The organism is Psychrobacter sanguinis, assembly GCF_020736705.1.
In the GTDB taxonomy this organism is placed as follows: Bacteria; Pseudomonadota; Gammaproteobacteria; order Pseudomonadales; family Moraxellaceae; genus Psychrobacter; species Psychrobacter sanguinis.
Genome location: NZ_CP085990.1, coordinates 1,802,102 through 1,825,513, shown reverse-complemented (window position 1 = coordinate 1,825,513; position 23,412 = coordinate 1,802,102). Strand labels below are relative to the sequence as shown.

Genomic DNA, 23,412 nt, shown 5'->3' with positions numbered 1-23,412 from the left:
GCATTCTCATTTTTGAAGCGTATAATGTGCTCTCACGTTAAGGGGATACAGCAACCCTTTAACTGTTTAGAAACTTGCCTTTAAGCAATTTTCTCTTGCGAAGCTAAAAAAGCAGTGCTTTTTTTATACGCTTCTCAGGGCCGATAGCTCAGTTGGTAGAGCAGTTGACTTTTAATCAATTGGTCCCGCGTTCGAGTCGCGGTCGGCCCACCAAATATTTAAAAACCCCGATTAATTTAGTCGGGGTTTTTCTTTCCCCTAGTTTGTCTTGTTAGAATAGATTCTACTTAGAATTTACCTTAACCATAAGACACCTAGTGGATGTCATAAAATTGCAATTATTTTAAATTTTAGGTTGCAATCTTAAATTTGATAAGTATAATATGCCTCTCCTAACAAAGAGACAGATTATAAAATCTCTTCAAGTTTAGGGCCGATAGCTCAGTTGGTAGAGCAGTTGACTTTTAATCAATTGGTCCCGCGTTCGAGTCGCGGTCGGCCCACCATATATCTAAAAACCCCGATTAAACAATGTTTAATCGGGGTTTTTTTCGTCTACTCTATTTGGCTAAAAGCTATTCAGCTATTTCCTAATGGCTAAAGACCTTGTATTAACAGTAGGTCTTATCTGTTAATACAAGGTCTTAATAAAAGCTACGCACAAAGTCATAATGTGTTATTTAAAACCTATTGCCTCCATAAAGTCCATTTTACGAGGTTCATTAGGTGCTTTTTCAATCAAGCTGTCAAAATCTTCAGCACTAATTTCTGTTTTTCTGCCGTGTGCCAGTAGCAACTGTGAGGGATCAAGTGCTTTGATCTTATTTAAAGAAGCTTTGTATTTATTGGGATAAGTAATCAAATAAGGTGATACAAACTTATTTTTAATTTTTAGAATCAAATCAGCGGTATACACTTGGTTGCTAGGCGTATGCCATAACGACAGATCACAATTTGTGTGCCCTGGCGTCTCTAGTATGACCCACTCTTCAAAGTTGGGCACTGTGTCCCCATCCTTTACTATGACATCTGGCTTTAGAGAGGGTGCGTACCATTGATAGGTCTTTGGTTTTCTTTGACGATTGGCAACATAGTGAGTCAATATCAAGTCCCATACGTGTTGCCTGCGTCCTGATAAGCCCTTATACCACACGTCAGCTTCAGCGCCTGCCACAATCTGACAGCCAGTCTTTTTACGAAGTAGCGCTGCACCCCCAGCATGGTCAGGATGCATATGACTGACCACCACTGTCTTTAACTGATTAAGAGGACGCTGTAGGGTATCTGTGATGTAGTTTAAAATAGGCTCTACGTCACCACGGCAACCCGAGTCTATTAACATTAACTTGTCAGGATATACTGCAAGATAAGTGGTCTGAATGTAGCCTTCTATACTAACTATTTCTACTAAACTCATAAATGTCCTACTTCCTGCTCAAAAAACAATCGAATCATAGTAAACCTAGACAGCACTTTATTTAAGCCTCCATGTTGACCGATAAGTTTTACACCAAGATACTTGTGATTCAGAGGCCTCTTATTTTTTTATCCTGCTTTTATTTGTCTGTTACCTCTTTTTTATCTATCTCTTACTTATCTGATTAAAAATATCATAAATATATAGCACTATTAGTCTATAGCTTTACGCTCACTTACGTTTTCATATAGCTTAACTACAAACCCTATCGGCTTGGTCGTTATACTAATAATAGTTACTCGCATAAAGGGTAGCAGTATTGAAAAGTACTAGTATTAAGGGAACTCATATTTGAAACTAAAATTGACTGAATTGCCCTTAAATTTACTGCAAACGATATAGGCGTCGTTTATTAAGCCGATTCAAGGCTAAAGGCGTCAAAATAATAAGGATAAGTAGAATGCATAATAAAAATTATCACACCCGTACCGTTGGACAAGCACAAATACCTGCTTTAGGATTGGGAACTTGGCAATCAACAGACGATGACTGTATTGAGGTGGTTAGCCAAGCCCTACAAATGGGCTATGAGCATATTGATACGGCCCAAGCCTATCATAATGAGGCTCAAGTTGGAGCAGGCATTAAAAAGTCGGGCGTAGCTCGTGACCGCTTTTTCTTAACTACCAAGATTTTCCCAGATGATATGCGCTTTGAGCCTGATAATTTAGTGAAGTCGGTGCATGAGTCATTAGATAAATTAGACGTTGAGTATGTAGATTTATTATTACTGCACTGGCCAGATGCACGTGTCCCACTATCAGAGACTATGCCTGCTTTGGCAGAGATGCAGCATCAAGGATTGACTAGAAACATTGGGGTCTCTAACTTCAATATTAATCTACTGTTAGAGGCGCAAAAATACAGTGATGTGCCTATTGCAGCGAACCAAGTCGAATTTCACCCCTTTATTCGTCAACAGACTCTGCAAACGTTCTTATACAACCATCATATTCCGCTAACTGCCTACTCACCGTTAGCACGTGGTGATGTCTTTGATAATGATACTATTAAAGCTATTGCTGACAAACATAATATTAATCCAGCACAGGTATCGTTGGCTTGGATTTTATCTGACAAAAACCGTATTGCCATTCCAAAAACCAGTACCCCATCTCACCTACAAAGTAACCTTGATGCGTTAAAGGTACAGCTGGATAAGGAAGATATTGAAGCCATTAATAATTTGGCACGCTCAAACGGTCGTATGATTGAACATCCCGACTATACGCCTGAATGGGATGACTAAAGAACCAACGCCCATTCTCAATTAAGAGAATAAACGCGTTATAAACAAAATAAAAAACCAGCCATTTGGTGGCTGGTTTTTTTATGGATCTAAAGCGCTGACTGGACCAATATAAGGGGCTTCTTTTGCTTTGATCTTACCGTCATTAAACCCGTTGTATAAGCTAAAAAACTAACGAATATCTAAAGCAATAGCAAATTGACCGGCCAAATGCTTCGCTGTCTCTAGCTGATTGGGGTCAGTAACCTTGACACAAGTGATAAATCCGTAAGTGGCATCTTCTTGGGTAGTAACGTCTGCGGCAATATTGTGCTCATTAAGTAAGGTAGCCACTGCCTCCACATTTGCCAATCGTTTTAAAGCAGGCTTGAATACCTTACCCACCGGGGTCAGAGGTATTTCATCAATAATGTGAATCTCTTTTGGTATTGCGGCACGCTCACCAATATGGTCTTGGCAATACGCCTCAAGGGCTTGTTTGTCTATACTTGCGCCTGTCTTAGGCTGCACGTATAAAATGGGAATCTCGCCTGCATACACATCAGGTTTACCAATAGCAGCGCAGATTTCGATATCCCCAAACTTATAGACAGGCTCTTCAATTAATTTTGGATCAATATTATGACCACCCCGAATAATAAGCTCTTTTTTACGACCTGTTAAAAAGAAAAATCCATCGCTGTCTTGATAGCCCAAATCTCCCGAATTAACCCATCTTTTAGCGGGGTCCAGTTGCTTATTGTCCGCTTTTTGCTTATCTTCAACCGTATCGTAAAGCCAAATATCCTTATTTTGGCTGTCTATATAATATCCTGCAAATACATTGTCACCACGTATAATAACATTGCCGACCTCACCTACTTTTGCAGGGCGGAATAATCCATCCTCCTCTAGGATAGCCACAATCATTTCTTGATGTGGAAAACTTTGACCAATCGAACCAATTTTGCGTTCACCCTCACGAGGATTCACCGAGCTACCACAATTAGCCTCTGTCAGCCCATAAGCCTCTAATATGGTCATGCCTGTTTGTGCTTCAAACTGGTTGAAGACTTCAATAGGCATTGGTGCCGCCCCGCTTAAGCAATACTGCAAACTGCTAACATCCTGCGTTTTAATCGGAATATTTAATAAAGAGCTGAACAATGTCGGTACGCCGCTAAAGAAGTTGATTTGGTACTGCTCAATAATATCCCAAAAATTAGCAACGACGCCCTCACCTCGGTAACCTTGTGGCGTAGCCAATACCACATGACTGCCCAAGGAGAAAGGTAGCATCCCTGTTACCATGACGGCATTGGTATGAAATAGGGGTAAACCGCATAACAAATTTTTGCCATTGCCAACGAAGTCATCACCCAAAGCAGCTCTCACCTGTAATACGTTAGATACTTCATTTTTATGTATTCGCTTAGCAATCTTGGGTCGCCCTGTGGTACCGCCCGTACAAAAGAACGAAGAATAATCTAAGCTATTACGACGTTTCGATTTATTGTTCTCAAAGGTTAAACGATCGCCTGGCTGCTTTGCTATGGCAGTTTTCCAATTATGCCAATTGATATGGTTAGGTAGTCCAGCCTTACTACCAAAAAGCAGAGCTGTCACATCGTTTTCTATGATGTCTTGACGTTTTTGTAACACTTTAGCAGGCAAGGACTTTTTGCCGAGCACATGATCGGCCATATTTATGCTAACAACGTGTGCTAAGCTTTGAACATGCTGTGCGATATACTTAGCTTTTGACCATATTTCAGTATTGGGAAAAGGCGCAAGGGTAACCAGTACTCGAGCCTTAGCCGTTGCCAAAAGCTCGCTAATGACCTCAGGCTCAAGTAAAGGGTTAATGGGCATAATAATGTGGCGAGTTTGCACCCCTATTATGACGCTATAGCACTCAGGGAGATTGGGAAGTAGCATGGCAACCACCGCATCGTCCTCTAGTCCTAAAGTATCCATAAAGTTGCCCACTTGATGTATCTCAGTCAGCATCTCTGCATAGCTAAAAGTTTCATTTTCCTTATAAGCGGTGCCTTGTAAGAAAAAGCTTAAAGCAGGCGCATCAGGATTAATATCATGCCCTTTTTTAAATAAGTTGTAAGTGGTTGGCGACTCATTCAAAAGCTGCCCATAGCGAACGCTGTCCATATGTTCTGAGGCTACTGAAGTATTGGTAGGTTGGTCTGTATTGGTCTTATTATCTTTAGTTTTATTGCTTGGGACACTTTCCATGTGAGAATCCTTTATCTATCAAAAGCTTAATAAGTAATTGTGTAGTCACAAATCACGTTGTGAGACACCGTTTTGTCGTAAACAAAATATTGGTTATAGTTTATCTTTTAAAAATATAACTTACCACTTCTAAAGGATGTATCAATATGCTTAACCTGAATTTATACATCTAGCCATCTATAAGAATCTCTACTGGCTTGAATAAACTGCCCAGAATCCACATCAATTGCCGTTAGCCAACCTGTCTTATAGCAGCCGCTATCAATAACAATATTTTTATTAGATAGCTTTTTGGGCATACCGTCTTCCTGATCAGTATGTCCACATATTATAGTCTTCCCACTTTTATGAACATAATTTAGCGCCGCATCTCTTTTACTTATTTTTCGCCATAACAAATACTCTTCATCCTGATCTTCAATATCTATGTCTAACTTCGGGCTAGCGTGTACAAAAATATGAGTATCAGTAATATGATATATCGGTAACGTTTGAATCAGGCCAACATGTTCTCTAATGGCGTTAGGTATATCTAATTTAGCAGTAGGTTTGTCAGACAGTAGTTGTTGTGCTAAAAACTCATAGGGTACTAAACCATAAGACTGCAACGTTTCAATACCACCATATTGCATCCAACTATTTGTTGAGTTATGTCTACTTTTAAGATTCTCGGTTGTGAAGGCATCGACCATAAACACTTCATGGTTGCCTTTTAGCATAATGACCTGACAAACACCTTGTAGCGCTATTATTTCATCAATCACTGCCCTACTGTAGGGGCCTCTGTCTATATAATCCCCTAAAAAGATTAAGGTATCTTTCTGCTTAGGTGCTATGGCATGTATTAGGTTAAGTAATTCAAGGTGATGACCGTGAATGTCGCCGATGGCGAAAGTTCGGCCATTAATCGCACTATGATTTTTGTTATTGGTTATTTGATTTAGCATGGTAGGTATCTTAGAGTTATGAAATTTATAGTTGAAACCATCCTACACAGTTAATCTACTATAATAAAGTTATGGGATTAATCTTAATTAGCATAGTAAATACGGTATAAACAAAAAAACCAGCCATATTTCTATGACTGGTTTTCTTGTTTTACGGGTATAAAATAGCTAAAAATTAAGCTAAATCACGAACCTTAGGTTCACGTTCCCATAGACGGGTTTTAGCATTTTCGATAAAGGCATCTAACTCATCTAATGGCGTTACGAACTCATCTTTTTCTACAGGTAGTTTACTTAGGATAAATTCATCAGTAGCACCACAATAAGCAATGGCTTTACAATGGTTGAATGCATCATTGAACCAGTCTAGCGTTGAGCTATCTTTGGCCAATTTCTTAGCCACATCTGGCATGATGATACTTACTACTGCATCAAACAACACAGATGGTGCACCAGCAACTCGTTCGTCAGCTTGGATGATTGTGCCGTCATCTAATTTAACTTCGATGCTTGGGGCTACAATCTTAACGCTACCACCCTCAGCTTTAACGGCGTTTTCAAATTTCTCAATAGAAGCTTTCTTAGAACCTGCACCTACTAAGATACCGACTTGACGGCCTTTTAAAGTTTTAGGACTTAAACCAATGGTTTGAACCGCTGGAGACTCAGGCATATCAACGATAGGACCTTGCGCCTTAGCGGCTTCAGGTAAATCCATACCTAACGCATTGGCAACACGAATTGCTAAGTCTCCATCAATATTTACAAGATGACTTAAAGTTCTTGTACGCACATGTGGAGTTTCAACTTTACCTAGTTCAAAAGCAAATGCTGTTGCGATATGCGCTTGTTCCGCTGGCGTTTGACTACGGTAGAACATACGAGGCTGACTATAATGATCAGCGAAGCTTTCAGCACGTATGCGACCTTTAACGCCATCATCTAATTGCTCATTGAAAGACTTAAAGCCTTGCTTATTGTTAGCACGTGGCTTATTAGGCTCTAAACTCTGTGGTTCATACAAGGTACGACCTTTAGGTACATGCATTTGCATATGACCATCTTGCTGATTATTTGCAAATGGGCATTTTGGCGCATTAATTGGAATTTGCGCGAAGTTTGGCGAACCTAGACGTGATAACTGAGTGTCTAAGTAGCTGAACAAACGACCTTGTAATAAGGGGTCATTACTGAAGTCGATACCTGGTGGTAAATGTGATGGACAGAAGGCCACCTGTTCAGTTTCCGCAAAGAAGTTATCTGGATAACGGTTCAATACCATTTTACCCACAATCTTCACAGGCACTAATTCTTCTGGAATCAGTTTAGTCGCATCTAAATGGTCAAATGGGAATTCTGCTGCTTCTTCTTCGGTAAACAACTGAACGCCAAATTCCCACTCTGGGAAATCGCCCATTTGAATAGATTCAAATAAGTCACGACGGTTATAGTCAGGGTCTGCACCTGAAATCTTAACCGCTTCATCCCAAGTTAATGACTGAACGCCTAATTTTGGTTTCCAATGGAAACGAACGAAGGTGCTCTTACCTTCAGCATTAATTAAACGGTAAGAGTGAATACCAAAGCCTTCCATCATACGTAAGCTACGTGGAATAGCACGGTCACTCATCAACCAAATTAGGTTATGCATAGTTTCAGGTGTCAATGACACGAAATCCCAAAAAGTATCATGAGCTGAAGCTGCTTGCGGGAAACCGCGATCTGGCTCAGGCTTAACAGCATGAACAAAGTCTGGGAATTTCATAGCATCCTGGATAAAGAAGATAGGCATATTATTGCCGACGATATCCCAGTTACCTTCGCTAGTATAAATCTTAACCGCGAAACCGCGCACATCACGTGGGGTATCCTTTGAGCCTTTGTTACCGGCTACGGTTGAAAAACGCGTAAATAAAGGTGTTTGTTTACCAGTTTCAGTCAAAATCTTAGCAGTGGTATATTTTTCTAAAGATTCGGTAAGTTCAAAATAACCATGGGCACCAGTACCACGGGCGTGAACAATACGCTCAGGGATACGCTCATGGTCAAAATGAGTAATTTTCTCACGTAATACAAAGTCTTCTAATAGAGCTGGACCACGTGGGCCTGCTTTTAAAGAGTTTTGGTTATCAGAGATAACCACACCTTGTTGGGTGGTTAAATTAGGTACATCATCACCGGCTTGAAACTGTGGCTCTCCACCATTACCAGTTTGCGGATTCATATTTTTAGCGGGGTCATTATGGTCAATATTATCTTTCATTATTATTCCTTGCTGGGTGAGTTATTTTTATATCATTCAAGCCAGAAGACATCGTTAACTAAATCTGGCTAACTTGACCTGGCTTAACAATACGGCCTAGCTATACCGAACTGTACATTACAACTTGACTTTATAATCCGAAAATCTATCTACTTGATAATCCGAAAAACTATCTACTTGCTATATTACCTAAATCGATAGAAATACCTGTTTAGATTTAGTTAGATATGTATAATCATCGTTAATAGAATGGGATTGCACTCACTCATATTTTGCTTAAGCTAATCTTAACCTTAATAATAATAAGTCTCTCATATTGGACTTATATTTCCAGAGAATTAAAATATTTTAGCTTCCTAGCACTTAACAGCTTAAAACTTAATATTCTGAAACTTAAAACTCTGAAATTTAGCAACCTAAAACCTTTTGACGACATGCTATTAGATTTAGGCCGAGCTACTTTTAAATTAAGCTATCTTTAAATCAAGTAAGCTAATTGACTCAACAACCTCCTTAAAAATACGCTACTGTTTTATTAATTGCGGAAATACTTATCTATCACCATTTCAATATCATGTCGCAGGACATTGACACTGGGCATACGTTCAGCATGAAATCTTAAAATAGGTATGCCGGCGCTGGCCAACGCCTTATCTTTCTTTTCATCGGCCTTAACTCTCGCCGCACTATCATGCGTCCAGTCATCAAGCTCAATGGCCAGTAATGTGGTTTGCGCATCTCTATCTACCAACACATAATCCACGCTTTGACGACAAATACGGTTGAACCAGAAGTTTTTATTGGTCCCTGCATCATCATTGGGTTGAATGATGCGCGAAAGTTGTACCTGACTAAAAATGTAATACTCCGGTACTGCCTTTTGTAGCTTGGCAAAAAACAATACTTCTGTATCGGTCATAATCGGCATTGGCTCAAAAGGCCAAATAGGAAGATCATCTCCCTTTACCGGTTTGACTTTTTTATTGTCATGACGGCGCTGACCGATAATACTCATCATAACTATGAGTGCGACCAACACCATGACACCTAACATCATAAAATCCACTAACACTTACCGCCTTAATTGAAAAGTTCTTACTTTATAAAATAAAAAGGACTTACCTATAACTCCTTTCTACTGCTAAATTTCGCAAAATCGAGAATGCTGTTGCTGTATTTAAATACGTTTTAAAAACAAACGTTTGTAGCATTTATAGGCTCTTATTTATATGCTTATTATCGCACTTATTATCCAAACAGCCATCCGCTTTATGAAGGTCGATAAAAAAACACGACATCTAATGTCGTGTTATTAAAATAAATAAGGCTTACTGTTTTGTGGTCTAGGTCACGTTAATTGAAACCAGTTTTCCACCTAGCTCCACATTACTATTTCCAAGGCTAAAATCATCAGTCAATAACTGAAACCTTAACGCCAATAAAGTACCCAAGCATTGTTTACGTCTGCGTTTGGATCGGCATTGATTTTATCTTTTAGAGCCAAAGCCGCTTCTTTACCCTTTTCTGGACCCACTACCACTCGCACCCCTTTGCTGGTATTGCTAGTGGTCGCAGGATAGCCGGCCGCTCTAAGCTCCTTCACAATCGCATCGGCTTTTTGCTGACTATCAGCCAACGCTACTTGTACCCCGAAAGTGCCTTTGGCTTCGCCATTAGCCGCTTTACGACGTGCTTCAGCCAAACGCTTCTGAGCGTCTTGTTTTTTGGCAACAGCCGCTTTCTTTTGCTCCGCTTCTCGTTGCAATCTTTCGACTTGCTTACGTGACGGAATGGTAATATTTTGTCCGACTCTTAGAGAAGAGTTGGTACTCATATTATTAGCCTGAGCCAAGGCTTCTACTGGCACATTATATTGGCGGGCCAGTTTGATTAGGCCGTCGCCAGATTTGACTTGGTGTCCCTGTTGGCTAGTGGGGGCTTTACTGGCTGCGGCTGCAGGTTTAGAGGCAGCAGCTTGGGTCTGTTGTGCTTTCTGCTGATTACCACTACTCGCATTATAATCACGTACCAAACGATCTACTTGACTACGTGAGGGAATAGTAAGTTCTTGCCCCACTCGAATGTGAGCGCCTTTCGACAGTTTATTGGCCTGGACAATGGCTTCAACAGGTACATTATACTGACGCGATAACTTAATTAACCCTTCACCACTTCTTACAGTATGCTTTTGGGTGCTGCTAGATGCCTTTGAAGCCGTTTCAGCTTGCGGCTTCGGCTCAGGCTTTGCTTTGACAGCCTCTTTAGCAGGTTGAGCCTCAGTTCGAGCTTGTACTTGAGTCCCTGTCACAGGTGTCGCTACCTGCTCTACTGGTCTTGCCGTTACCACAGGTTTGGTCACTGGAACCGCCACCTTAGAAGTCACTTGATCTTTTGGGACTTCATCAACAACAGGCTCAGCGGCGCCACTGCGATACTGTTCATTCTCAAGACGTGCTTTTTGCATGGCTAAGGCTTCTGCCCTTTCCTGCTCGGTCAAAAACTCACGTGTCTTCTGATCCAATTGCGCCATTTTCTTTTCACGCTCAAGACGTTTCTGCGCCAATAAGCGCTCTTCTGTCTCAAGATCAGCGGTCAACGGGTCTTGATCAGACTTTACAGCACTGCTGACTTGTTCTACTTTTATGGCATTATCTGCAGCGGTATCTTTGGGAGCGTCCATTTGTTTCACCATGGACAACAGCAATATGCCGCCACCAATAAATACGCCTGTACCCAATAGCAATTGTCGTGATGAATCCATATTCCAACCCTTGTCAAATCTCATGCTTAAACAGGTCGTTTCAAAAAACGACTGTTAACCAATATTATTTAAGGATTATAAAGGATTACTCAAGTTATGTCTGCTATCAAGTGCCTTAATAGCTGCCTAAGCATTAAACACAGCACTTATACCATAGCCCAATAGGACGAATAGTCAAAAACATCAATAACTTGGCTATCAATGAGGAGAAATAGACTATAGGTTTGATATTAGGACCTGATTCCTCTGCTAATTTGTTATAATGCCGAGACATCTCCCGAGGATGGGTGGTTATGATAAGTCAATCATTGAATGCACCTTTTCCTCTCACCTCAAGGTAACTGGAATGACTATGCAAACCGTGACAGAAGAAAACCACTCTCTCTCCTCTATTGAACCACTAAAAAACGATACTTTCCAAATTGGTAGCCGGACATTTTCATCTAGACTCTTAGTGGGTACGGGTAAATACAAAGATTTGCAGCAAACTGGCGAGGCTATTGAAGCGTCTGGGGCTGAAATCGTTACCGTGGCGATTCGCCGCACCAATATTGGTCAGCATAGCGATCAGCCAAATTTACTAGACGTTATCTCTCCTGAAAAATATACCATTCTACCTAATACTGCCGGATGTTTTGATGCGGATACTGCCATACGTACCTGTCAGTTAGCCCGCGAGCTATTAGATGGACATAACTTGGTTAAATTAGAGGTATTGGGTGATCAAGAAACCTTATATCCTAATGTTACGCAGACCCTTATTGCAGCGCAAAAGTTAATTGACGATGGTTTTGAGGTTATGGTGTATACCTCAGATGATCCCATTGTGGCCAAAGAGCTTGCCAGCATGGGCTGCGTAGCGATTATGCCATTGGGCAGCTTGATTGGTTCAGGTTTGGGGTTATTAAATCCGCATAATTTAAGCCTGATTATCGAAAATACCAAAGCCCAAAACATTCCTGTCTTGGTAGATGCTGGTGTCGGTGCCGCATCTGATGCCGCCATTGCTATGGAGCTTGGCTGTGACGGGGTACTAATGAACTCAGCCATTGCGCACGCCAGCAATCCTGTATTAATGGCTCACGCTATGAAACATGCCATTTGGGCTGGACGAGCCTCTTATCTAGCCGTTCGCATGCCCAAACGCAAGATGGCCGTACCAAGTTCACCACAAACTGGGTACTTTTTTCAGTAAACCGTTCAGTGGTTTAACCTTCTAGTTAACGACTGTTTTTCAGGGACGTTTTTAAATAAAGACGTCCGCCACATTGCCTATTTTATTGCAATAGGTTTTGCATTAATATGATTACGTTATGAGTGTTCAAATAGCTATGACAATAAGTTTTTCTCTACAATTGCGACTTCTTTTATGCGGTCACTTTATTTAAGCAAAGGAATGCTATGCGTTTATTATCGATACTAGACTTACTCTTTTTAATGGTAGAGAAACGAAAACAACCCATGCATGTTGGTGGATTGTTTTTATTTGAAGTGCCTGTAGAAGCCGATGAAGATTTTGTACTTTCATTGGTACAACAAATGCAAAACTCCAAAGTACCGCCTACCTTCCCCTTTAACCAAGTGCTACATAACTTGACTTACTGGACTAAGGATGAAGAGTTTGATGTTGAACATCATTTCCGTCATATTGCCCTGCCTAAGCCTGCGCGGATACGGGAGCTGTTGTCCTATATCTCAAAAGAGCATGGCCGTCTATTAGACCGAGCCCGTCCTTTATGGGAATGTCATATTATTGAAGGTATTGAACCTGAAGCACCGGGTCGCCCCAAACGCTTTGGTCTTTATTTTAAGATACACCACTCATTGGTAGATGGTGTTGCCGCTATGCGCTTGGTGCAAAAATCTTTATCACAGTCACCGAATGAGACCATGACCTTACCGCTATGGTCATTAATGATGCGTCACCGTTATGAGATTGAAAGCATCTTACCAGACAAAAAAAGCTCTGCGCTTAGTATTATTAAAGATCAATTTAAGACTGCCAAGCCTGTGTTTAGTGAACTTGCTCGTACTGTGGGACAAAGCAAAGATTCAAACTTTGTTAGGACCACTCAGGCGCCTGCCTCTATTTTGAATCAAAGTATTTCAAGCTCAAGACGATTCATCGCTGAATCCTATGACATCAATAGGTTCAAAAATGTGGCCAGTAACTTAGGCGTAAGTCTTAACGATGTGGTGCTAACCATCTGCTCTGGCGCGCTACGTAACTATTTATTGGCGCTTAATGAGCTACCAGACGAGCCTTTAATTGCTTGGGTACCTTATTCAATGCGTAAGGATGGCAGTGCTTCGGGCAACCAATTTGCCTTTATCTTATGCAACTTGGGCACTCATTTAGAAAACCCACTGAGCCGCTTAAAGCTAGTGCACAGTAGTATGAATGATGGCAAACAACGCTTTGGTCGTATGAATCAGTCTGAAGTAATTAACTACAGCTTGGTTTCTTATAGTTGGGAGCTTGTTAACATCCTGACCAGTGCTTATCCCAAAAAGCAGGCGTTCAATCTAATTATATCCAACGTTCCAGGGTCACAGAAAAAGCTCTTCTGGAATGGGGCTGAATTAAGGGCACTATATCCCGCCTCTATTCTATTCAACGGTCAAGCCATGAATATTACCTTGGCCAGTTATTTGGATAAAATTGAGTTTGGTATTATCGCTTGTAGTAAAACCTTACCGAAGACCCAAAGTCTATTGAAGCTACTTGAAAATGAATTGGCCTATTTAGAGCTTATTTGCAACGAAAGAAAGTTGGGTATCCGTGAATAATGCTGACCAGAAGGTCAAAGTCGCAAGAGGTCGTATGCGCTTAGTTTCGTTAGTAGAACAATTGTTTTTTTTAATTGAAAAACAAAAACAGCCCATGCATGTTGGTGGGCTGTTTTTGTTTGATATTCCGGCATCTGCAAAGCCTGACTTTGTGAGTGACTTAGTACGTCAAATGCGTAAGGGTAACACGCCGCCTACTTTTCCTTTTAATCAGGTGCTTCACAATTTAACATTTTGGAAAACCACCAATAACTTTGATATTCATTATCACTTTCATCATACGGCCTTGCCAAAGCCCTATTCAAGTAAAGCTTTGCTTTCTTATGTGTCAGATGTACATGCAAATATGCTAGATAAGGACTACCCTTTATGGGAATGTCATATTATCGAAGGCATAGAGGGGCTGGCCACTGACGATAAACCGGACGCTAAATATTTTGCTTTATATTTTAAGATTCACCATTCGTTAGTGGATGGTGTGGCAGCGATGCGTCTTGTTGAGCGCTCGCTTTCATCCTCACCCACTGAGGTTATGACCTTGCCCCCTTGGGCATTGCTAAGACGTGATGAGAGCAACTTAGAAAAAATCGTCCCTCCCAAACGTACTTTTGGCGGCATCGTCAAAGAGCAAATCGGGAGCATTAAGCCCGTATTTGGTGAACTCAAAAATGACATTAAAGAGCGCGATGAGGTTGGCTATGTGTCAACCTTACAGGCACCAGCCAGCCTATTAAATCAGCGTATCTCAAACACCAGAACTTTCTTAGCCAATACCTATGCCTTATCTAGATTCCAAAAAATCGCGGAAAGGTTACAAGTTACCACCAATGATGTGGCACTGGCTATTTGCTCAGGCGCATTACGCAGCTATTTATTGCAATTACAACAGCTGCCAAAAGAGTCTTTAATCGCTTTCGTTCCTGTTTCACTGCGTAAGGATGACAGTGTGTCTGGCAACCAAACCTCGTTGGTATTATGCAATTTAGCAACCGATATTACCGATCTTAAAGAGAGAATGAATACCATTCATGCCAGCATGACCATAGGTAAAGATAAATTTGGACGTATGGCACAGGCACAAGTTATTAATTACAGTGCCATTAGTTATGCTTGGGAAGGCGTTAACTTATTGACCAATGCTTATCCCAAAAAACAGGCCTTTAATATACTCATCTCCAATGTACCAGGACCCAAAGAGACGTTGTACTGGAATGGGGCAGCATTGACTGCGCTATATCCCGCTTCAGTCATTTTCAATGGTCAAGCGTTAAACATTACTTTGACCAGCTATCTTGATAAAATGCATTTCGGAATTATTGGTTGTTCGCGGACGTTGCCAAATCTTGAACAACTACCAGATTTAATAGAAGCAGAACTAACAAAGCTCGAAGCATTGCCTGAACTGACTGAACTAAATCATTAGCTAATCCTTATTAGCTAACTGACAATGTTTATGACGCTCGTTGATTAGTGAGACCTTGGCCATATCTTTTGTAATAGCCATAAGCCATAAACCACGACCACATAGTTAATGGCAAAGCCGATTGCGCCGCTTATGACCAACATCGGTATCACCCCATTTTCTTTTAATGCAGTGACACTTAGCTCTCCAGCGGATAAATCATACAAAGAATAAATCATCAATAATGAGGTGGCAATCAAGGTCAATAGCGAGGTCAATAGGCCAATACGATGACACTCTATTCTCTCTAAAGCTCGGGCTTCAAACCGATTAAACAGAGCAACAACCGCTATATTCAACAGCAAAATCACCAAAACCGATAGGACAATTCCTGAGAGCGGCAAGCCCACTTCGTTTAGCAAAGAGGGCACAAACACATAAAGCAAGGTGTAAGGCAGTGCAAAACGCAATAAATAGCGGTAACTTTTGGTGTGGTCGGTCTTAGTCATTTTCCCAGGGTCTGGGCCATGATGGTTTTTACTGGGGTTATGGTACTCATCTTGCTCACTAAACATTGCTTTCTCGTAGGGTTGTCAAAATAGGATCGTTAAATATAGGGCTGGCTTCCAAAACATAAGCTATTTTTTGAAAGTAGGCATATAGGCTGCTATCTAAACACAAATTATGGTTTATTGCTTTGATTTATAGACAATTGCTGTTTTGGGCAAAAAAAGAGGTGAGCATTGAGCTCACCTCTTTTCTTAATGGCTTTATACCACAGCCTATACCAGTCTTAGCTTGCCACTTTGGCCACTTTGAAGCCAAGCTGTTGCACCACCTCTTCTTTATCATAAGGGGCCAATACCGCTTTACTGCTTGGCTTGTCTTTTAGATAAGTGGTTGCCACGCGCTGCAAATCTTCTAAGGTCACTGCCAGAATATTGCCACGCATTTTTTGTTGCCATGCCTCACCGCGGTTATGTAAGTCAGAGAAACAAGACTTCACTGCTTCTCCAGCAGGTGAGCCTGGCTTGTCCATACCTGAAACAATCCCTAAGATAGCCTCTTCCAATTGCTCAGGCTTTTGAGGCTCATTAAGCAACCAATTGACACTTTGCTCAAAGTGCTCAAAAGTTTCGGCACAATGGGGGTCACGGTAGCTAAAGAACTTGAAAGCACAGGCATTGGCATCATAGCCGGCACCGCCACCGTATGCTCCACCACGCTCACGAATAGCACTGTGCAAATAGCCGTTGCGTAAGTAAGGTGCTAATACCATTAGCGCTGCCGTGTCTGGATGATCTGCAGGTACCACAGGATAAGCGGCCGCATTGTGATAGACGTTGGTCGCTACCAACCACGCCATGTCTTCGGCTTGTCTCTCTACTGGCGCTAACTTAGTTTCGGCACTTGCGGCCCCTAAGCTAAGCTGCAACTGAGTATACTCACTAGGAATAGTGGCCGCTAGAGCCTGAGTGTCTTGCGCAACTTTATTGGTATATAGCGACTCTTCCCAACTTTTCTCAATAAGGTCTTTAAAGTGCGCTGTTTGCTCAGGCTCACAGACAATCAGCGCCTGTTTAGGTAGGCTGGCTAGGCGCTTGTGTAGCACCATAAGCGCTTGGCTTAACTGATCCCATTTAGCATCATCTTCGGCCGCATTGCCTAAAAACTCTTTTAGCGCATTTAACGCCGGCAAACCACTACGCACATATTCAAGTTCTGCTTGGCGACTCATGCCACGGCTTGCCGTCTGCATTGCATAAGCATGTCCTGAGCTGGCAAGACGTGACTGCCACCCTGCTCGTCTTTGCTGTAGTAACTCTTTGATGCGGTCATGCTCGGTAAAGATACTGTGTTCAAGGACTTGTTTTACCAAGTCAATCGCTTCAGGCTTACGGTTTAATGCTCGGGTCGCTACCACAAAGTAACTGGTTAGGCCATTAGGATCATCGATGGCAGTACGCTGACTAACCCGGGCAGTAACCCCTGAAGAATGAGCCGCTTGTAACGCTTGAAAATCTCGCGCTGACAAGGTATCAGTTCCCAAATCAGACAATAGACCTAGATAAATTGGCAACAGTGGGTGGTTAATCAACTCATCTTGACCCACTAGAGGCATAATCAATTGATAATAATATAAGCCATTGGTGCCTGCTTCATATTGATGTAGCACACTGTCATCACCTGCCAGCTTAATAGGCACCTGCTTACCATGAGTAAAGCTGATTGACTCAGGCACATCCTCTAAACCCACTTTAGGCAATAAACTTAAATCATCAGGCGCTGCTTGACGTGCCGCTAACTGTGCCGCTTGCTCCTTAAGCTTTTGCTTATCTTCTTCAGTTAAACGGGCTTCAAGAGCGTCTAAACGCGCTTGCTCTGCTTCAACCAGTTTGGCAGATTTGGTGGCATCCGGTACTAGAGTGACACGCACACGATGTGGGTTGTCAATCAAATGCTGCTGCAATAACCCAGGCAACCAAGCAGGATCTTTGACTTGCTCACGTAGCCACTGTAAATGCTCATCAACTTCCCATATATCAATCGGGTTACCATCATGAATGGCTGTACTAAACCCTTCTAACATCAGGTTTAGACCATAAGGGATACTGTCACCGCCAATATGACGTTGATCAATTTCAATTTGATGCAATATGGTTTCGATGGCTTCAGGGTCAATCTCATTATCAGCCACTTGCTGCAATAACTCTAAGATACCTTGTTCAATGGCATCGGCATGCTCAGGCTCTGAGCCACGTATACCGGCGTAGAACACCATCTCAAAATGACTGTCGTCTAGGCCTAATAATGGACTTGGACCGGTAGCCAACGGATGACTATCTAAATAAGCGCGCAGCGGAGAGCCTGCATGTTCGATCAACACCCCTTCTAACAGACGCAAGGCCAAACGCTGTTTAGGATCAGTAATCTCTGGCAATAACCACGCCATAGCATGGTGAGTCTGCGCTTTATCAATCTCATCAACCGTGTAAGTCTCAGTAACTTGTATCGGCGCTTCTAGACGAACTTCAGGACGAGACTCATGCTTTTTGCCGAGGCTAAATTGTGCCAAAGCATCTTCATGTAGTTTGGCCTGAGTTTGCTGTACTGGAATATTACCAAAGCTCATAATCACACTGTTTGAAGGATGGTAATGGCTTTGATGAAACTCAACCAATTCTGCATGGGTCAAGTCTGGAATATCTGCAGGATCCCCTCCAGAATTATAATGATAAGTGGTGGTTGGGAATAAGTGATGGGCCACACTGTGATACAGCTGGTCTATCTCACCACTCATTGCCCCTTTCATCTCATTAAACACAATGCCTTTGAATTGCGGCTTATCTTGCTCATCAAGTTCGACACGAATGCCTTCTTGAGCAAAATCTAGTGGGTGTAAATTCGGGAAGAAAGACGCGTCTAAATATATCGACAACAGGTTAAAGTAGTCGTTTTTATTTTGGGTAGCAAAGGGATAAGCGGTCCAATCGGCAGCGGTCATGGCATTCATAAAGGTATTCAATGAGCGTTTGATCATTGAGAAGAAAGGGTCGCGTACCGGATATTTGGCAGAACCACAAAGGGCAGTATGCTCAAGAATATGAGCCTCGCCTTTTGAGTCCATAGGCTGAGTACGAAAACCAACTAAGAATGCATTTTCATCGCTAGGATGTGCCAAGTGATAATGCATGGCTCCGGTTTGTTTATGCTTAGAGATAATCACATCTAAAGACAACGCTTCAATTTTGCGCTGTTGGATTAATTCAAAACTAGGATGTAAAGTCAGGTCTGGTGCTACGTTATCTTGTTTCATATTTTCGCTCATATTATTTATCGTATTTTTATTGGCCATAAAACTGCTGTTTAGCTAACCAAGCCCCTATCCCTATTTGGGTGGCTTCATTTAAAAATGCTGATATTAGTTAATGGAGTCTTTTATGGTTTTTTAAAGCCAACGTAACAAGTTTAACTTTAATTCAAATAAATACCCTGTCTTAAAAAAGCACGATACTTTGAACAAAAGAGGAATCTCAAAGCATTAATTGCTACTTATACGCTGTTACCCTATAGAGCGTGTTTATAACCTGCCACATCAGACTGTGTCACTAAGACTGAAACTTATGAAGCCGATAGGTCAGAGTTTTGGCCCACGCAAGTACGTACCTTAATAATACTGGGTGCATATTTATTTTTTAGCGCCGCCTCAGGTAGGGTTAAGCAAAACACCTTCCCATTCTGTGCTCGGATTGATAGTTCAAATTGACGAAATTTAGCAACATGCTCTGGCTGATCAGCGGGTAAACCCAATAAATACCAAATTAGCATGCTTATCCAATAGCCATGGGTATAGACCACATGATTGCCCGGTTCGAATTGCTCAAATTGTGCCAGTACTTTTGGAATACGCTGATAGAAGTCTTGAAAGCTTTCAGCATCGGGAGCATGAGGGATGTTAGGAGGTGAGCCTTGCCAGTAAGCATCGGTCATGGCCATACGTTGTTCGAATGATGCGCCTTTTAGACGACTGAAGCCTAATAAATCAAACTCCTGTAGCCCTTCAATTATCTTGGGCTGTATATTGAGTTTGTCGAGTAGAGGCTGCGCTGTTTGCTGGGTTCTGATATAGCTTGAGACACTGACTGATTTAAGGTCTTGTCCCAAGGTTTGTAACACCCATTCTGCTACGTCATAAGCTTGTCTCCGGCCCAATTCAGTCAACTCAATGTCTGCATTACGTTGAGCCACTCCGCCAGCATTGGCAGTGCTTTGACCATGCCGTACCAGATATATTTTTTTCATGCTAAGCCCTTACTGAGAATAATAGAGACATTACTGCCTTGTCTTGGCGCTGTCCTAACTTGACTATTAGACCATTGGCGTAATGCGCGTTAACTCTACTCGTACCGTTACAGAATTCAAACTTATTTTACGGTAGACAGTTTTTATATTGTCTATATTCTATTTTTAGCTTAGCAGACGTCGTAATATCATTGTTTATTAATACTGTTTATCAATATAAAGTAATTAAAATAAAAATAGAGTGACTAAAATAAATCCACTACATCCCATCGCTTTATTAGCGTGGAACATGCAGAAACTACTTAGTCAGTATTTAGATTCTTGATGAAACTTTTTATTTTTAGCTAAGAGAAGCATTTGCTAAGCACTGACGTAAGCCTTATGAAATCTAATGGTTGCACAGTTACCCCCAGCGCCTGTGGATAAGTCTGTGTATAACTCAAAACTTGACAGCAAACAGCACTGAATTCCTAAGGCTTAGGCTTAAATTGTTTACTTTTTGTACAATAAATTTAATTAATAAAATCAATAGCTTAAATACGCTATTACTTTCATTTTTATTTTTTTATTTTATTTTTTAATTGGTCGAAATTCTAAGCTATGTTCCACGATTTAACGGCTATTTTTATGAGATTATAGTAACCTCCACAATTAATCTAAATTACAGTATGATAGCCACACTAAAAATCACTACCCCTTAAATACTATTAATACCCCCTTAAATACTAAAAATTGGAAATATTATGTACGATGTAATGGCTGTAGGAAATGCTTTGGTAGATCACGAATATCTATTGAACGATGAACAACTTACCCAGACTAGCTTAGCCAAAGGCAGTATGACTTTAGCCAGCCTAGAAGAACAAGCTCAGCTGTTAAAAGAATTTGAAGCTCAGCAATTACAGCCCTCAAAACAAACGGGTGGCGGTTCAGCGGCCAATGCTATGTTTGCTTTTGCCAGCTTAGGCGGGAAGTCTTTTTATGGTTGCCGTGTGGGTGATGACAAAGCTGGTGAGTTTTATTTGGCCGATTTAAATCAAGCTGGGGTCGCCACTACTTTTGAAAAGTCTGTATCAGCAGGCGGTGTCACTGGTTCATGTGTCGTGGCCATTACCCCGGATGGTGAGCGTACCATGCAGACTTTCTTAGGCACTTCAAGCGATATCAATGAAGGAAATATCGATTTTGATGCCCTAACTCAAAGCAGCTGGTTATACTTTGAAGGCTATCTGGCCATGTCAGAAAGCTTGCGACCTGCCCTGCAGAAGCTACGCCAACAGGCCAAAGCCAACAATACCAAAATCGCCGTAAGTTTCGCCGATCCAGCAGTGGTTAACTTTGCCAAAGAGGGCTTATTAGAGGTCTTGGGTGATGGGGTAGATACTATCTTTTGTAATGCCGAAGAAGCCCAACTATTTACCGAAACCGATAACATTACTGAAGCCGCTCAAGCCTTAACTCAATACTGCCATTTGGCGGTAGTGACCAACAGTGCTGATGACACTATCATTTGCGAAAAAGCAGAAGATGGCTCAATCACTTTACTTGACGTTCCTACGCCTAACGTCGATAAAGTCATTGATACCAATGGGGCTGGCGACAACTATTCTGGCGCATTTTTATATGCCTTATCGCAAAACCATTCTTTAGCTCAGTGTGGACAACTGGCAGGTACTGTGGCTAGCCAAGTGGTACAACAGTTTGGACCTCGTCTGTCAGTGGCACAATATCAGCACCTTGCTCAGAATATTCTATCGGCTTAATTTAAGAGTAGATAAACCTACGATAACGAGGCTATCTTTTAGCCTATCGAATTTGAAAGCACCTAACCTCTACCCTATAAAAAATCCCAGACTACAAGTAGTCTGGGATTTTTAGTGGAGTCAAAGGACCCTAAGCTATTTAGTTCTTATCACTATTAGCTCATGATCTAACGCAACCCTGAACCATATTGGCCATAATATAATCTGTTATGCTTTGGCCAAGGCTTGCTCTAAGTCCGCTTTAATATCTTCAATATGTTCAATACCAATAGACAGACGAATCATATCTTCACTCACGCCAGCCTTCGCTAATTCTTCTTCATTCAACTGACGGTGTGTGGTGGTCGCTGGATGACTGGCCAATGATTTGGCGTCCCCAATGTTTACCAGACGAGTGATTAAATTTAAAGCATCGATAAATTTAGCCCCTGCTTCGCGGCCCCCTTTTACCCCAAAGGTTAAAATCGCAGAAGGCGTACCCTTCATATATTTTTGTGCCAATTGATGGTCAGGATGGTCTGATAAGCCCGCATATTTAACCCAAGCCACTTTATCATGACCCTTTAGATACTCAGCCACGGCTTGAGCGTTTTGTACATGACGCTCCATGCGTAAGCTTAGGGTTTGAATGCCTTGCAGAATACTAAAAGCATTTAACGGGCTTAAGGCTGCTCCTGTATTACGTAATGGGGCGACGCGAGCACGAGCAATATAAGCAGCAGCACCAACGTCTTTAACGAAGTTTACCCCATGATAGCTCACATCAGGCTGATTCAATATAGGGAAACGCTCCGGATAATCGCCCCAATTAAAGTTGCCACTATCTACAATCGCGCCCCCAATAGAGGTACCAGTGCCACTCATATATTTGGTTAAGGAATGCACCACGATGTCTGCACCGAACTCAAAGGGACGGCACAAAGCAGGCGTAGCCACCGTATTATCAATCACCACCGGTACGCCATGCTGATGAGCGGCTTCAGCCAGCGCTTCGATATCGATAATATTACCTAGTGGGTTGCCGATACTTTCAGCAAAGACCATTTTAGTCTTTTCATCCACCAAGTCATGGATAGCGGCTGGGTTTTTGTGGTCAAAGAAGCGCACTTCAATACCTTGACGCGGTAAGGTATGCGCAAAGAAGTTATAAGTACCACCATAAAGTGTTGAGGCAGCAATAATATTATCACCCACTTCACAAATGGTTTGCACCGCATAGGTAATTGCCGCCATACCAGAAGCGACTGCCAAAGCGCCGATACCGCCTTCAAGTGCTGCCACACGCTCTTCTAATACCGCGTTTGTGGGGTTCATAATACGGGTATAAATATTACCGGCTACTTTTAAATCAAATAGATCAGCCCCATGCTGAGTGTCATCAAACGCATAAGAACTGGTGTGATAAATAGGCACAGCAACTGCTTTAGTCGTCGGCTCTACCGTATAACCGGCATGAATGGCCAAAGTTTCTAAACGCTGATTATCAACGGCATTGTCAGTATTACTCATATCGCTTCCTTAACGTATTGGTATAAATTAGTGAGATGAAATCCTAAGGGCTACTATAAGACAAAAGTCACCCCAATGGCAAAATCAAAAAGTCATAAAAAAGCTGGATTATCCAATGATAACCCAGCTAATTTATAAATATAATGACTAATTATTATTATACTTATTACCGAACCTCATATTAGCGAGGTCGATTTATAAGGTACTTATAGTCTATTT

15 protein-coding genes and 2 tRNA genes are annotated in these 23,412 nt (G+C 41.7%); 7 read left to right on the top strand and 10 right to left on the bottom strand.

Going from position 1 to position 23,412, the window contains the following annotated elements:
* Positions 1-137 precede the first annotated feature (137 nt).
* Together LK453_RS07785 and LK453_RS07780 are read left to right on the top strand one after the other, a co-directional pair.
* A tRNA-Lys gene (locus tag LK453_RS07785) sits at positions 138-213 on the top strand.
* 217 nt (positions 214-430) lie between these two features.
* Positions 431-506: transfer RNA gene (locus LK453_RS07780), tRNA-Lys, on the top strand.
* A 170-nt stretch (positions 507-676) separates the two neighbouring features.
* Here the strand turns inward: LK453_RS07780 and LK453_RS07775 are convergent.
* Positions 677-1,417 carry an MBL fold metallo-hydrolase gene (locus LK453_RS07775; protein WP_201527992.1) on the bottom strand — a complete coding sequence of 247 codons (741 nt, stop codon included), beginning with the start codon at positions 1,415-1,417 and terminating at the stop codon, positions 677-679.
* Between the two features lie 460 nt (positions 1,418-1,877).
* Between LK453_RS07775 and LK453_RS07770 the strand changes: the two genes are divergently transcribed.
* Complete coding sequence (locus tag LK453_RS07770) at positions 1,878-2,726, top strand: aldo/keto reductase (RefSeq protein WP_201534760.1); 849 nt, start codon at positions 1,878-1,880, stop codon at positions 2,724-2,726.
* Positions 2,727-2,897: 171 nt separating this feature from the next.
* Here the strand turns inward: LK453_RS07770 and LK453_RS07765 are convergent, their stop codons facing one another.
* The 5 genes from LK453_RS07765 to LK453_RS07745 form a co-directional block, all read right to left on the bottom strand.
* Positions 2,898-4,955, bottom strand: a complete 2,058-nt coding sequence (locus tag LK453_RS07765) for an acyl-CoA synthetase (protein WP_201534745.1) — start codon at positions 4,953-4,955, stop codon at positions 2,898-2,900.
* A gap of 161 nt (positions 4,956-5,116) precedes the next feature.
* The gene (locus tag LK453_RS07760; RefSeq protein WP_201534743.1) at positions 5,117-5,902 is read right to left on the bottom strand and encodes a metallophosphoesterase family protein; all 786 of its coding nucleotides are present in this window, start codon (positions 5,900-5,902) and stop codon (positions 5,117-5,119) included.
* 175 nt (positions 5,903-6,077) lie between these two features.
* Positions 6,078-8,165: a catalase gene (locus LK453_RS07755; RefSeq protein WP_201534740.1), complete on the bottom strand. Its 2,088-nt coding sequence runs from the start codon at positions 8,163-8,165 to the stop codon at positions 6,078-6,080.
* Between the two features lie 535 nt (positions 8,166-8,700).
* Positions 8,701-9,222 (bottom strand): DUF2726 domain-containing protein, encoded by a 522-nt coding sequence (locus LK453_RS07750; protein ID WP_201528140.1) that lies wholly within the window; start codon positions 9,220-9,222, stop codon positions 8,701-8,703.
* A 372-nt stretch (positions 9,223-9,594) separates the two neighbouring features.
* Positions 9,595-10,926, bottom strand: a complete 1,332-nt coding sequence (locus LK453_RS07745; protein WP_201534737.1) for an SPOR and LysM peptidoglycan-binding domain-containing protein — start codon at positions 10,924-10,926, stop codon at positions 9,595-9,597.
* Positions 10,927-11,278: 352 nt separating this feature from the next.
* On the opposite strand from LK453_RS07745, the gene LK453_RS07740 reads away from it, so the two are divergent.
* From LK453_RS07740 to LK453_RS07730, 3 genes are all read left to right on the top strand, one after another.
* Positions 11,279-12,121, top strand: coding sequence for a thiazole synthase (locus LK453_RS07740; RefSeq protein ID WP_227674412.1), 843 nt, complete (start codon positions 11,279-11,281; stop codon positions 12,119-12,121).
* Positions 12,122-12,327: 206 nt separating this feature from the next.
* Positions 12,328-13,716, top strand: coding sequence for a WS/DGAT/MGAT family O-acyltransferase (locus tag LK453_RS07735; RefSeq protein WP_201534717.1), 1,389 nt, complete (start codon positions 12,328-12,330; stop codon positions 13,714-13,716).
* Positions 13,709-15,139 (top strand): WS/DGAT/MGAT family O-acyltransferase, encoded by a 1,431-nt coding sequence (locus LK453_RS07730; RefSeq protein WP_320157802.1) that lies wholly within the window; start codon positions 13,709-13,711, stop codon positions 15,137-15,139. Before LK453_RS07735 ends, LK453_RS07730 begins: the two co-directional genes overlap by 8 nt.
* Positions 15,140-15,183: 44 nt before the next feature.
* On the opposite strand, the gene LK453_RS07725 is transcribed toward LK453_RS07730, so the two are convergent.
* From LK453_RS07725 to LK453_RS07715, 3 genes are all read right to left on the bottom strand, one after another.
* Complete coding sequence (locus LK453_RS07725; protein WP_201534714.1) at positions 15,184-15,693, bottom strand: hypothetical protein; 510 nt, start codon at positions 15,691-15,693, stop codon at positions 15,184-15,186.
* A 218-nt stretch (positions 15,694-15,911) separates the two neighbouring features.
* Positions 15,912-18,935 carry an insulinase family protein gene (locus LK453_RS07720; RefSeq protein WP_201541850.1) on the bottom strand — a complete coding sequence of 1,008 codons (3,024 nt, stop codon included), beginning with the start codon at positions 18,933-18,935 and terminating at the stop codon, positions 15,912-15,914.
* Positions 18,936-19,240: 305 nt separating this feature from the next.
* A complete protein-coding gene (locus LK453_RS07715; RefSeq protein WP_201534706.1) occupies positions 19,241-19,921 on the bottom strand; it encodes a histidine phosphatase family protein in 681 nt (226 codons plus the stop codon).
* 743 nt (positions 19,922-20,664) lie between these two features.
* On the opposite strand from LK453_RS07715, the gene LK453_RS07710 reads away from it, so the two are divergent.
* Positions 20,665-21,684, top strand: a complete 1,020-nt coding sequence (locus tag LK453_RS07710) for an adenosine kinase (RefSeq protein ID WP_201534703.1) — start codon at positions 20,665-20,667, stop codon at positions 21,682-21,684.
* Positions 21,685-21,891: 207 nt separating this feature from the next.
* Here LK453_RS07710 and LK453_RS07705 read toward each other — a convergent pair whose 3' ends face one another.
* Positions 21,892-23,193 carry an O-acetylhomoserine aminocarboxypropyltransferase/cysteine synthase family protein gene (locus tag LK453_RS07705; RefSeq protein WP_201534700.1) on the bottom strand — a complete coding sequence of 434 codons (1,302 nt, stop codon included), beginning with the start codon at positions 23,191-23,193 and terminating at the stop codon, positions 21,892-21,894.
* Positions 23,194-23,412 lie beyond the last annotated feature (219 nt).